Origin of the sequence: Chryseobacterium sp. SNU WT5 (assembly GCF_007362475.1) — a bacterium.
Classification (GTDB): domain Bacteria; phylum Bacteroidota; class Bacteroidia; order Flavobacteriales; family Weeksellaceae; genus Kaistella.
In genome coordinates this window covers 2,687,766-2,700,328 of record NZ_CP041687.1, presented here as the reverse complement: position 1 = coordinate 2,700,328, position 12,563 = coordinate 2,687,766, and the positions used below count along the sequence as shown (strand labels likewise).

Genomic DNA, 12,563 nt, shown 5'->3' with positions numbered 1-12,563 from the left:
ATATTTATACAAAAAACGGGCCTTAAACTAAAAATTATGAGTACCTTTTAATTCAAAAGATAAATTGCCGACGACTTTCAAATAAATTTTAAGCAAATAATAAAAAAAGACTCATAAATTTAACAGTTGAATTTACCCCACACTAAAAAACTTCTTTATTACAAAAGAAAAAATCCTGAGCAGTGCTCAGGATAATAATAGAGTTTGATTACTATTAGAATTTATATCCAAGGCCTACATTCAAAAAATTAATTTTTGCGCTATAACCGCTCGGCATATTCTTCAGATGATTATTTAATTGAAAAGCATATCTACCTTCTACAAAAAATTTAGAACTAAAATCATAAGCAGCTCCTAAAGCCATTCCTATATTTGTTGGATTATAATAATCTGGCAGCGGATTTTCTTCAAAATCAAAAGTAAACTGAGGTCCAACTTGTAGATTAAACTTCGGATCAACATAATACTTCACCATGATAGGAATTTGTAAAGCACTACCATTTTGAATATTTGCATAATTGACTGCCGGTTGAACTTTTACTTTACTTCCTGCATTAATTTCTGCGAAAAACCCAACATAAAATCCAGTTTCAGAATTTGCATCACTTGCCACCGGTGTTTTTACTTTCGCAAAAGCAGATAACAATCCAGCGTTAACTCCAAAATTGGCTTTTTGAGCACTTAATGTGGTAAATAGTGCGATTGAGGCCGTTAAAAATAATTTTTTCATATTGTTTATTTATTAATGTGCAAAAATAGAATATTTTTCTTTTACACCCACTGGTATTTGCTTAATAAAATCAACTCGATCAGACGAAGTACGATATTTCTATATACAGAAAAATCCCACTAAAAAGTGGGATTAATTTATACTGAATAGGAAAAATTATTTTCCAAAAGTGTAAGCATAACCTAAATTGATAGCACTTACAGAATTTCCATCTTTAGTCAAGCCTAAATAACCTAAGTAAAGCTCACTTGGTCCGAAGTGGTAAGCAGCTTTTGGCTGATAATAAAAACCACCATCATTAGCATCAGAAGTAAACAGGAAACCATATCCCAGATCAAGACCTAAACTAAATTGAGGTGCAAGCATATATTGAGCGGTAGCAGCAACTGGTACCATACTCACTGTGGGAACATCATAAGTAAATGTCTGTCCGAAAACAGTAGTAGTAACAGATTTACCAACCCAAGCTGAATAGCCTGAAGCAACTCCGACTTTTAAATCTGCAGAAACTGGCCACATGTATGCCACATCTGCTCCAATTAGTACACTAGTTGTATCACCTGCATCACCTACTGGTAATCCAACATGAGCTCCTAATTTGAAATTCCCAGTTTGGGCATTAACTCCAGCGAATAGTGCTAAAGCACCAACTAAAAATACTTTTTTCATAATTTATTTTTTTAAAGTGCACAAATGTATATAATTTTATTGCAATTAACCAAATTTAACATATGAAATTAACTCAGTCTAAAAATCAAAGTAAAAAAACCAACTTAACTTATAGTGTTATTAGTTAAATTTAAAATAAATAATATATTCACAAAAAAAGAGGTCGGTAAAAATACCGACCCCTTCAATTATATAACTATTGTTAATTAGAATGCATAACCAATTCTGATTCCTGTAACAACTGATGGAGAAATATTGAAATTACTTCCACCTTTTACAGTTACATCTGGAGATCCTGTAAGTGAAGTTGTAGTGTCACCTTCTGATGAATACATCAAAGATAAACCTGCTTCAACTCCTAAGAATACTCTTTTTGCAAAATAATAATCAGCACCAAATACACCTCTTACTCCTGCTCCAAAAGTGTTTGGACCTTTTACTTCACTTACAACTGCTGTTCCACTAGTTGGTGTGAATGTACTTTTTGAACTTTGAGAAGCATATCCGATCATGATATCACCTCCTACATATGGAGACAATCTGTCTGTTCCTGTGAAATGTTTTTCAGCACCAAATCCTAAACCTAATGCGAAATCATTATCCTTACTAACAACATTTGTTACAGAATTGTCAGTATCGCTGTTATTAGCCAATACCATAGTGAATCTGTAAGCTAATTTGTCAGTTTTGAAATATCTTACTTTGAAAGCTGCACCACCATCTGCTAAGCCGATTGATGTGTTTCCTAAACCTCCAGATACTCCTAAGTCTACAGTTACATCACCTGCTGCAGGTTTGTATTCCTGTGCACTTACTGTTGCGAAAAGTGCGATTGCACTTGCTAAAAATAATTTTTTCATAATATTGCCTTTTTTAAGGTGTGCAAATGTATATAATATTATTTAAATTAACAACAATTAACATATAAAAAAAACAAAACCGGATTATCTTATTTAAAAGTCAATCATTTAACATAATAATTATTAAAAAAATCAAGTCAGTGTTTTAATTAATCCACAAAAAAAGAGGTCAGTAAAAATACCGACCTCTTCAATTATATAACTATTGTTAATTAGAATGCATAACCAATTCTGATTCCTGTAACAACTGATGGAGAAATATTGAAATTACTTCCACCTTTTACAGTTACATCTGGAGATCCTGTAACTGAAGTTGTTGTGTCACCTTCTGACGAATACATCAAAGATAAACCTGCTTCAACTCCTAAGAATACTCTTTTTGCAAAATAATAATCAGCACCAAATACACCTCTTACTCCTGCTCCAAAAGTGTTTGGACCTTTTACTTCACTTACAACTGCTGTTCCACTAGTTGGTGTGAAAGTACTTTTTGAACTTTGAGAAGCATATCCGATCATGATATCACCTCCTACATATGGAGACAATCTGTCTGTTCCTGTGAAATGTTTTTCAGCACCAAATCCTAAACCTAATGCGAAATCATTATCCTTACTAACAACATTTGTTACAGAATTGTCAGTATCGCTGTTATTAGCCAATACCATAGTGAATCTGTAAGCTAATTTGTCAGTTTTGAAATATCTTACTTTGAAAGCTGCACCACCATCTGCCAAGCCGATTGATGTGTTTCCTAAACCTCCAGATACTCCTAAGTCTACAGTTACATCACCTGCTGCAGGTTTGAATTCCTGTGCACTTACTGTTGCGAAAAGTGCGATTGCACTTGCTAAAAATAATTTTTTCATGTTTATTTATTTAATTCTTCGGCAAAACTAAATAAACAGTCGATTACTAACTAAAAATCAAGGCGTATTTTTTCAATAACTGATATTTTTCATATTTATCAATTTTAATCGGAAAAAATTTCTTTTTCGGCTAAAATTATCGGTGATTAAAAGCGTTGAAATAAATATTTATTCCTCTCGTTGTCTTTCATCCTCTTTACTATATGCTGCAATAATTTTCCTAACCACGGGATGTCGCACTACATCTTCTTCCGTAAGATAAACAAAACCAATTTCATCTACATTTTCTAATATTCTCATGGACTCCTTTAAACCAGATTTCTGTCTCATGGGTAAATCGATTTGAGTAGGATCACCGGTAATAATAAACTTCGCATTCATTCCCATTCTCGTTAAAAACATTTTCATTTGAGCATGCGTTGTATTCTGAGCTTCATCTAGAATTACAAAAGCTTCATCCAGAGTTCTGCCTCTCATAAAAGCAAGTGGTGCGACTTCGATTACATTTTTTTCTATTAATCCCTCGAGTTTTTCGTGTGGAATCATATCTCGAAGCGCGTCGTAAAGTGGTTGTAAGTATGGATCTAACTTCTCTTTCAAATCGCCAGGCAAGAATCCTAAACTCTCCCCTGCTTCTACTGCTGGCCTGGTTAAAATAATTCGCTTTACTTCTTTATCACGTAAAGCTCTTACTGCCAAAGCAACACTGGTATACGTTTTTCCAGTTCCAGCGGGTCCAATTGCAAAAACCATATCTTTAGTATCCGTAGCTTTTACCAGTTTTTTTAAGTTGGTTGTTTTTGCTTTGATGATTTTGCCGTTGACTCCTTTTACAATAATATCCTGATCAAAAACCAAATGTTTTTCGTTATCATCTTTCAAGTTCAAAATACTTTCATAATCTTTTAACGTAATGGAATTATTTCTGGATACAAACTGAACAACATCGTCCATTTTTTCCTTTAAAATATCGAGCGCCTCCTGATTTCCTTTTGCAAATACGTAATGATCTCTACCTGTAATTTTTAAAGTAGGAAATTTAGATTTCAGTAAATTAAAATATTGATTATTAACTCCGTAAAAAGTTTTAGACTCAATGCCGGAAATTTCGTAGTTTAATTCAAACATATAATTGTTGCTTATATTTATATTTTTCTTAAAAGTATCAATTTTAAATCAAATATCATGCTTACTTTTCCACAATACTGCTCAAAATATTTTTTTTAAACTAAATTTGTACTTTCCTAAAAACAGACATGTCAGTTATTACTTTTACTTCAGATTACGGATTAGTTGATCACCGGGTTGCCTCGGTGAAAGGATCAATTTTGACTTTAAAAGAAGAGGTAACCATCGTCGATATCTCTCATCAAATTCAGGCTTATAATTTATTGCAGACCGCATATATTGTTAGAAATTCCTATTCTTATTTCCCCAAAGGAACCGTTCATATTATTTCTGTAGACAGTTTCTTCAACAAAGAGCGAAAATCCATTTTATACAAAGCAGATGGACATTATTTTATAGCAGCAGACAACGGTGTTCTAAGTTTAATATTCTACGATATCAAACCGGAAGATGTATATGAGATCACCTTCAACAATCGTTTTGATGATCAAGTAAGTTTCACTTCGACAGATATTTTTGCTCCAGTAGCGGTACATCTGCAAAATGGGGGTTTACCAGAAGTGATTGGCAGAAAATACAAAACACCGAAACAACTTTCTTTTCCGCGGGCTGTTTTCAACGAAAGTGAAAAATTACTGATCGGTGAAATTATGTACATTGATAATTTTGGAAATGTAGTTTCTAATATTACCCAGAAATTTTTTGAAAAAACCGCTATTGGTTTTGAAAGTTTCTTAGTCAAGTTCAGAAATTTAGCATTATCGAAAATTTACAATCAATATACAGATCTGGTACCCGACTGGAAAATTGAACATGAATTTCATGGGAAAGCAGCAGCGGTTTTTAATGACGCTGGATTGCTGGAACTAACGATATACAAGGGAAACGGTGAAAATGGTGCTAAAACGCTTTTCGGATTGCAGGTGGGCGAGAAAATCATTATTGAGTTCGCGTAAAAAACATTTACTGTCTGTAAAATGCAGTTTCATTTTGCATTTATCATCTACTAAAGGTAAATTTTTCTGATTTTAATCTATTATCTTTGCATCTAAATTCTTTACATGCTTTACACCATTATCAAAGCGGTTCACATCATTTTCATGGTCAGTTATTTCGCAGGTATTTTTTACCTTGTTCGACTTTTCGTGTATTATAAAGACACTGATGAATTTGATGAAAATAAAAGGCAAGTTCTTCGAGAGCAATATGTTTTCATGGCGAGAAGGCTATGGAATATTATTACGGTACCCGCCGGCACAATCATGTTAATCACAGGCCTCACCATGATTTTCCTCAACTTCGGTTTGATGAAAACTCCTTGGTTTCATTTAAAACTAACTTTTTTGCTAGGTTTAGCACTCTATCATTACTGGTGTTGGAAAAGGATTTTGCAAATTAAAAATCTTCAGGGAAACATTTTACCTATCGCCAATATTAAGCTTCGTCAAGCCAATGAAATCGCAACGTTCATTTTATTTTTAGTCGTTTTTACAGTAATCCTAAAATCGATGGTCATTGAATATTGGTGGCAATTAATTGTTGGATTTATCGTTTTGGTATTTCTGATAATGATGACAGTAAAATTGGTAAACAAGAAAAAATCTTAATGGTTAATGTCATTTGTAAATGATAGTTTTTTCAATCTAAAACCAAAAACCTATTCCATACAACCTAATTATATGTTTGCACTATTTAAAAAAGAAATTTGGACCTATCTTGGAAATTGGAGTGCGTGGTTAATTATGGCCGCTTTCAGTTTAATTGGAACTTTATTTTTATTTTTCTTTGAAAACGATTCTAATATTTTTGATATAGGATCTGCAAGTTTGCAGAGTTATTTTGTTCTTGTGCCATGGCTATTATTGTTTATAATTCCTGCAATTTCTATGAAATCATTGGCAGAAGAACAACATTCCGGAACTTTAAGCTGGCTATTTTCACAGCCTATAAAAATTTCTGAATTAGTTATCGGTAAATTTCTGGCAGTTTGGGTTATGGGTATTTTTTGTCTGGTTCCCTCTTTGGTCTATTTGTATACCGTTTATATCTTGGGAGTTCCGGAAGGGAATATTGATTTAGGCGCAACATCCGGCAGTTACTTCGGTTTGATTATTTTAACAGCCGCATTTTCGGCAGTTGGAATTTTGGCTTCTTCTTTATCTCAAAATCAGGTGATAGCTTACTTACTTGGTCTTTTTCTTTGCTTCATTATGTATTTCGGCATTGAACAGTTAGCCAGTTACAAATTGTTAGGCAGTGTTGATTATCTTCTTTCGAAGCTTGGATTTTATCAGCATTTTCTTTCTTTTACGAGAGGTTTAATAGACACCAGAGATGTTTTCTATTTTATTGCAGTTATAATCACCTGTCTATTTATTGCGAAAGCTTTTGTCACTAAAAAAAAGTAAACAACTTTTATTGCTGTTAAAAAATGAATAAAAAAAATAGTATTTATATTATTCTTGTCCTTGGATTATTTTTGGGTGTATTTGGGATGTTCTCCAAACGTTTTGATTTAACACAGGAGAAAAGATACACGCTATCCGAAAGTACGATCAAAGTTTTGGAATCTGTGAAGAAACCATTGATGGTCGACGTATATTTAGAGGGAGATTTCCCTGCCAGTTTCCGTCAGTTACAAAACGAAACAAGATTTATGCTGGAAGAGTTTCGAAAAGTAAATTCGAAAATTGATTACCGGTTTATTGATCCCATTAAAACAAAGATGTCAAAAGATACTTTGGCGGCCATGGGACTGGAACCTTCAATTTTACCTGACATGAAAGAAGGTAAAATATCTGAAATTGTTATTTTCCCCTATGCGACAATTAAATATAACCGCCACGGTACATCAGTTCCTTTAATCATCAACCAAACGGGAATAGACGCATCTGAACAACTGAATAGATCCATTGAAAACTTAGAATATAATTTGGTTTCAAATATCAAAAACAGCACTCAAATTCGTAAAAAAAACATCGGGGTTTTAATTAATCAAGATGAACTCCGTCCGCAGGAATTTGAAGGATTCATGAAAATAGCTTCCGAAAATTATAATGCAGGACCCGTAATTCCTCAAAACCAAACGGAATTAACTTATGCTGATGTTCCATTATTAACTAAAATGGATGCATTAGTCATCGCAAAACCAAGGAAACCTTTTACAGAGAATGAAAAGGTCATCATTGACCAATATATCATGAATGGAGGAAAAACGCTGTGGATGGTCGATGCAGTAAATGCGGAAATGGATACGCTTTTTCAGTCAAAAAAAATCATGGCCTACCCACAGGACTTAAATTTAACTGACTTCTTTTTCAATTACGGAATTCGTCTGAACGCTGGTTTGGTAAAGGATATGCAAAAAAGTGCGTTAATTAGAATTGTCTCGGGTGAAGTTGCCGGAAACCCGCAATACAGCAGTTTTCTGTGGCCTTATTTTCCTTTAGGGATTTCTGAAAATAAAAATCCAATTACTAAAAACATCAATCCTGTAAAATTCGAATTTCCAACTTCTATTGATACTTTAGGACGAAAAAACATTAAAACTAATATTTTGTTTGAGTCCAGTAACAGAACAACTGTGAAGCAAGTACCGAATTACGTTTCATTGACCGAAATTGTGAGTGCAGATGCGCCAGGTGAATTAGAACAACCTACTTCGCCTAAAATTTTTGCAGTTAGTTTAGAGGGGAAATTTAATTCTGCCTACGTTGCAAGAAGCGAACGAAAAATGTACCCTCAATTTAAGGCGCAAAGTGCAAACAACAGAATGATTGTTATTGCCGATGGTGATGTAGGTAGAAATCAAATCTATAAGGGCAAAGCATTACCATTGGGCGAAGATCTACTCACCAAACAAGCATACGGAAATGAACAATTTCTTAGAAATGCGCTGGATTACCTGCTGGATGATTCCAATTTAATGGAATTAAGGAACAGAAATATAGAAGCTCGATTACTTGACCGACAGAGAATTGATGATGAAAAAAGCAATTGGCAATGGTTTAATCTGTTATTTCCTCTTCTAATTATTGGTCTCTTAGGCGGAATTTTCTACTGGTGGCGAAAAAAGAAATTTCAGTAAAAGAAAAACCTTCGAGAATTAGATCTTGAAGGTTTTTTTTGACCAAATAGGAAACAATAAATGGGATTATACATCTTTAATGAAATCTTCGTATTCATAAAACACCCTTTCAAAGCCTTCCATTTTCTCTATAAAAAATGCAAATATATCTGACCATGTGCTTTTGTTATAAACGGAAACATTTTCTTTGGTTACCCAAAATCTAGAAATCACTTTTCCATTATCCAAAGTATAAAATTCATCTTTCTGAACTGCTCCAATCTCTTCTTCTAAAATAGATTCCAAAGACCAGATTTTGTCAAAATAAGCATTTCGATAAAGTTCATCAGTCATCTCTATATCTAGAGAAACTTCCGCTTTTTTAGGATCAGCATTGAATTTAAAGGAGAAATCTTTGATTTTCGTATTGTATAAAATCCACTTTCTAGGAAAGCTTTTTCCAAACGCGATCCAGAATTCCTTTCTGATTTGCTGTGCTTCCTGCTTACTGAACATTTTTAATACGAAATACGTTTTTGAAAATTTTCCCTTCAATAAAATTGAATAAGTAGCTACTGTCTAACCGCGACACTATCCGCCTTTTTATCTTTATGATAAGTTTTAATATACATTAGTTGTCCGCTCTTATTATAATGCGTCCAATCTCCCATGTAAAACCAATGTCTAAAATCATCATCACGTTCCATTTTAGACTGTCCTTTTTCCTTTATTCTTCCATTAGGATAGTAGAATTTGGTTTTAATAAGATCTTTTCGGAAGGCTTCTCTCTGATAACGATTTCCGTTGAGGCTGGTTCTCCAGATCCCTATCTTTTCACCGTCACGATACCTTCCTTTAGAAATAAAAATTCCTTCTTCTGATGAATTTTCCTCAACCCATCTACCCTCTCTTCTTTGCACCTTACCATCTTTTACATACTGATTAATTTTTGAGATACTACAAGAAGTAATACCAAAAATCAAAAGCAGTAAAAGATAATTCCGTTTCATGTAATTTAAATTACTCCTAAGTCTTTCCCAACTTTTTCAAAAGCTGCAATAGCTTTATCCAACTGTTCTTTAGTATGCGCCGCAGAAAGCTGAACTCTGATTCTTGCTTTTCCTTTTGGCACTACCGGGAAGAAAAAACCGATTACATAGATTCCTTCATCCATTAAGTGTTCTGCCATCTTTTGAGCGAGAGGTGCATCGTATAACATGACTGGAACAATAGCTGCATCTCCGTCTGGAATATCAAAACCTTTGGCTTTCATTTCTTTTCTAAAATATTCTGCATTTTGCATCACTTGATCTCTCAAAGAAGTATCGTCGGAAATCATATCCAAAACTTTAATCGCTGCACCCACAATACCAGGAGCTAAGGAATTCGAAAATAAATAAGGTCTTGAACGTTGTCTCAACATATCAATAATTTCTTTCTTCCCAGAAGTAAATCCTCCAAGCGCACCTCCTAAAGCTTTTCCTAAAGTGGAGGTGATAATATCTACTCTGCCCATTACTTCATTGGCTTCATGTGTTCCTCTTCCCGTTTTACCAATAAATCCTGTTGCGTGCGAATCATCAACCATTACCAAACAATCATATTTATCTGCCAAATCGCAAACACCTTTTAAGTCTGCGACAATCCCGTCCATTGAGAATACACCATCTGTAACGATGATTTTAAATCGGTGGTCTTTTTTGGAAGCTTCAATGAGCTGTTCTTCCAAATCGGCCATATTATTATTCTTGTAACGGTATCGTGCTGCCTTACATAAACGCACTCCATCAATGATTGAAGCATGATTTAATTCATCGGAGATAATCGCATCCTGATCGGTAAACAATGGTTCGAAAACTCCACCGTTCGCATCAAAACAGGCAGCGTATAGAATAGTATCCTCTAAACCTAGGAATTTAGATATTTTAGCTTCCAAATCTTTATGAATATCCTGAGTTCCACAGATAAAACGTACGGAAGACATTCCGTATCCATGACTTTCAATCATGTCTTGGGAAGCTTTCATCACCTCTTTATTATTTGATAAACCTAAATAATTATTGGCACAGAAATTCAAAAGTGTTTTACCATTTGCTTCAATGACAGCAGACTGCTGCGAAGTGATAATTCTTTCTGTTTTATAGAGGCCATCATTCTTAATATTTTGAAGTTCGTTCTGTAAATTCTCCAGGTATTTGGTAGATATCATAATTTTTTATTTTGAATGGCTAATTTAAGAAAAAAAGCCCTCTTTCGGAAGGCTTTTATTTTTTTGCTGTTTCAAAGTTATGTTACCTTTGAGTTTACTATTCTTTAATAAATTTCAAATTTCTCTCCGTAATTTTCAAAAAGTAAACTCCTTTTGGAAGACTGTTCACATTAATTGATTTTTTAACTGAAAGAAGTCCTGATTTTACCATCTTTCCATCTACACTGAAAATTTCGAAAGGTTCATCTTTATTTATTCCGTTTACAGAAAGTTGTTCTTTAACTGGATTAGGGTAAATTTTGAAAGTATTCTTAGCAACATCACCAGTCGAAAGGATAGAAGGATCTTTTACAACATTTGCATTTTTTGTAAGAATTTGATTTTCATAATTAAACTGAATCGAAGCCACATTAAAAGTCAGTGGTTTCGCGAACACCTGATTATTGGTGGTATGATCTAAAACCAGATAAGCAATTTCGTTATTGGTTCCGGTAACCTTAATTGGCAATGGCATTTCATAGAAATTCACCGACGAATGACTTTGGGTTTGGCCTATGTTAAATCTTAAAATTTTATCTGGTGTCTGGTTCCATTTTATCTGGTAAGTTGGATATCCTTCACCATAGATCCAATCATTAAAAAATTCGGTAAAATCCTTTCCTGTGCTCAATAACAGAGAATTTTTTAAATCATTTGTTGTTACATAACTGTATGCAAGATTTGGTCTTGAATGATACTCTTTTACGGCTTGATAAAAAGCAGCATCACCTAAAATCCATTTCAACATTCGTACCACATAACCCCCTTTAGAATAAGACAATCTGCTGCTAAAAATAGCATTTGTATTTCCTAAATTAGCATCTGAAACGTACACGCTTCCCCCAGCATTGCTGGTAACAAGAGTAATTTCATTTGAAAGGAAAGACATAAACTGGGTATTAGTCATCAATAACTTTTCATTGGCAAGATGAGCTCCGAAAGTTGAAAAACCTTCATTGAGCCATATATCATTCCACGATCCAGTGGTTACCTTATCTCCAAACCATTGATGGGCAAGTTCATGAGCGATAAGCGATTTACTAAATCCTCCCATGGACGACATTGTAGAATGCTCCATTCCACCACCCCAGCCAAATTGCATGTGCCCATATTTTTCATTTCTGTAAGGGTAAGCACCAAAATACTGCTCAAAGACATCCATTATATCCTTCGTCCAATTGATGGTCGCCATCGTTGCTGAGTTGGCTGCCGTAGACGGATACACATAATTCACAAATGGGAAAGGTGGCGTTCCCATCGTATCATTAAATTTAGTATAATTCGTAATTCCCAAAGCAACTAAATAAGCTGAAATTGGATAGTTAGTTTGCCAAAATGTCAATTTTTTATTTCCCGGTAATATCGTTTCAGAAAACAATTTACCGTTAGAAGCAACGTTATATTGAGAAGGCGTGGTAATCTTGATATCTACTTTATCTATTTTATCATTCATACTCTGCTTTGTTGGAAACCATTCCTGGGCACCATAAGGTTCGGAAAGAGTAAATAAAACTGGTGTCCCACCTTGTGTAGAGACCGTAAAAGCATCACCAGCACTACCAGAAGTATCAGGCGAACCCGAATATTTGATTGATAAAGAATCCAACGTAGCTGCAGTAAGAGTGGATGAGAAATCTATTTTAAGTTCTTTGGATGGTAACTGCTCAAAACTTAATTTGGATCCTTGATATATCACCTCCGAAACCACAAGAACATTGGAAAAATCAAAGTACATCCTGGATAGATTTGCGTTTGGAATAAAATGACTTGTTACTGTTCCACTCACGAAATGTTGAGCTGGATCTAAATCCAAATCTAATCTCTGGTATTTAAGATCATAATTTAAAGTATTGGGATTGACATTGAAGTCAATCATTTTTGCATATTGCCGACTTTCATTATTGATCATACTTTTTCTTTCTGCCTCTTCATTTTGTGCGAATACCTGTGTTAAGACACTCAGCATCAACAAGACATAAATTTTTTTCATCGTTTA

General features: G+C 34.1%; 13 protein-coding genes. 4 read left to right on the top strand and 9 right to left on the bottom strand.

Annotation, left to right across the window (positions count from 1 at the left end; translation table 11 throughout):
* Window positions 1–214: 214 nt before the first annotated feature.
* The 5 genes from FNJ88_RS12740 to FNJ88_RS12720 all read right to left on the bottom strand — a co-directional run bounded on the left by FNJ88_RS12740 (window position 215) and on the right by FNJ88_RS12720 (window position 4,253).
* On the bottom strand, window positions 215–730 hold the full coding sequence (locus FNJ88_RS12740; RefSeq protein ID WP_143853611.1) for a porin family protein: 516 nt from the start codon (window positions 728–730) through the stop codon (window positions 215–217).
* 156 nt (window positions 731–886) lie between these two features.
* Window positions 887–1,399, bottom strand: coding sequence for a hypothetical protein (locus tag FNJ88_RS12735; RefSeq protein WP_143853610.1), 513 nt, complete (start codon window positions 1,397–1,399; stop codon window positions 887–889).
* A 206-nt stretch (window positions 1,400–1,605) separates the two neighbouring features.
* Window positions 1,606–2,259: a hypothetical protein gene (locus FNJ88_RS12730; RefSeq protein WP_143853609.1), complete on the bottom strand. Its 654-nt coding sequence runs from the start codon at window positions 2,257–2,259 to the stop codon at window positions 1,606–1,608.
* Window positions 2,260–2,471: 212 nt separating this feature from the next.
* A complete protein-coding gene (locus FNJ88_RS12725; RefSeq protein ID WP_143853608.1) occupies window positions 2,472–3,125 on the bottom strand; it encodes a hypothetical protein in 654 nt (217 codons plus the stop codon).
* A 168-nt stretch (window positions 3,126–3,293) separates the two neighbouring features.
* Window positions 3,294–4,253: a PhoH family protein gene (locus FNJ88_RS12720; protein WP_143853607.1), complete on the bottom strand. Its 960-nt coding sequence runs from the start codon at window positions 4,251–4,253 to the stop codon at window positions 3,294–3,296.
* Between the two features lie 128 nt (window positions 4,254–4,381).
* Between FNJ88_RS12720 and FNJ88_RS12715 the strand changes: the two genes are divergently transcribed.
* From FNJ88_RS12715 to gldG, 4 genes are all read left to right on the top strand, one after another.
* A complete protein-coding gene (locus FNJ88_RS12715; RefSeq protein WP_143853606.1) occupies window positions 4,382–5,209 on the top strand; it encodes an S-adenosyl-l-methionine hydroxide adenosyltransferase family protein in 828 nt (275 codons plus the stop codon).
* A 105-nt stretch (window positions 5,210–5,314) separates the two neighbouring features.
* Window positions 5,315–5,860: a CopD family protein gene (locus FNJ88_RS12710; RefSeq protein ID WP_143853605.1), complete on the top strand. Its 546-nt coding sequence runs from the start codon at window positions 5,315–5,317 to the stop codon at window positions 5,858–5,860.
* 72 nt (window positions 5,861–5,932) lie between these two features.
* A complete protein-coding gene (locus tag FNJ88_RS12705; RefSeq protein ID WP_143853930.1) occupies window positions 5,933–6,661 on the top strand; it encodes an ABC transporter permease subunit in 729 nt (242 codons plus the stop codon).
* A 23-nt stretch (window positions 6,662–6,684) separates the two neighbouring features.
* The gene (gldG, locus tag FNJ88_RS12700; RefSeq protein ID WP_143853604.1) at window positions 6,685–8,340 is read left to right on the top strand and encodes a gliding motility-associated ABC transporter substrate-binding protein GldG; all 1,656 of its coding nucleotides are present in this window, start codon (window positions 6,685–6,687) and stop codon (window positions 8,338–8,340) included.
* Between the two features lie 66 nt (window positions 8,341–8,406).
* Here the strand turns inward: gldG and FNJ88_RS12695 are convergent, their stop codons facing one another.
* From FNJ88_RS12695 to FNJ88_RS12680, 4 genes are all read right to left on the bottom strand, one after another.
* Window positions 8,407–8,835 (bottom strand): DUF4268 domain-containing protein, encoded by a 429-nt coding sequence (locus tag FNJ88_RS12695; RefSeq protein WP_143853603.1) that lies wholly within the window; start codon window positions 8,833–8,835, stop codon window positions 8,407–8,409.
* 56 nt (window positions 8,836–8,891) lie between these two features.
* Complete coding sequence (locus tag FNJ88_RS12690) at window positions 8,892–9,329, bottom strand: hypothetical protein (protein WP_143853602.1); 438 nt, start codon at window positions 9,327–9,329, stop codon at window positions 8,892–8,894.
* Window positions 9,330–9,334: 5 nt separating this feature from the next.
* Window positions 9,335–10,528 carry a glycine C-acetyltransferase gene (locus FNJ88_RS12685; RefSeq protein WP_143853601.1) on the bottom strand — a complete coding sequence of 398 codons (1,194 nt, stop codon included), beginning with the start codon at window positions 10,526–10,528 and terminating at the stop codon, window positions 9,335–9,337.
* A 97-nt stretch (window positions 10,529–10,625) separates the two neighbouring features.
* The gene (locus FNJ88_RS12680) at window positions 10,626–12,557 is read right to left on the bottom strand and encodes a M1 family aminopeptidase (protein WP_143853600.1); all 1,932 of its coding nucleotides are present in this window, start codon (window positions 12,555–12,557) and stop codon (window positions 10,626–10,628) included.
* Between the last annotated feature and the right edge of the window lie 6 nt (window positions 12,558–12,563).